The organism is Aequorivita vitellina (assembly GCF_022008365.1).
GTDB classification, from domain to species: Bacteria; Bacteroidota; Bacteroidia; order Flavobacteriales; family Flavobacteriaceae; genus Aequorivita; species Aequorivita vitellina.
In genome coordinates this window covers 1-338 of sequence record NZ_JAIRBA010000179.1, presented here as the reverse complement: position 1 = coordinate 338, position 338 = coordinate 1, and the positions used below count along the sequence as shown (strand labels likewise).

Annotated in this window: 1 protein-coding gene; it reads left to right on the top strand. The window is 45.6% G+C overall.

From position 1 onward, the window contains the following. Positions 1 to 338, top strand: a 338-nt coding sequence (locus K8089_RS16765) for a hypothetical protein (RefSeq protein ID WP_237604353.1), incomplete at both ends; no start/stop codon positions are given.

Sequence of the window (338 nt, the reverse complement as noted above, 5' to 3'; positions counted from 1 at the left end):
TTAACCGTAACCGATGTAAACGGCAATACTTCAACCTGTACAACAGTGGTAACCGTTGAAGACAATGTAGCCCCTGTAGCAAATTGTGCTGCACCATTTACGATTCAATTAGATGCAACAGGAAACGCCAGCATCACCGTTGGCGATATTGACGCTGGAAGCACTGATGCCTGTGGAATCGCAACCACGACAATTGACAAGTCAACATTCACTTGTGCAGATGTAGGTCCGAATACGATTACGTTAACCGTAACCGATGTAAACGGCAATACTTCAACCTGTACAACAGTGGTAACCGTTGAAGACAATGTAGCCCCTGTAGCAAATTGTGCTGCACC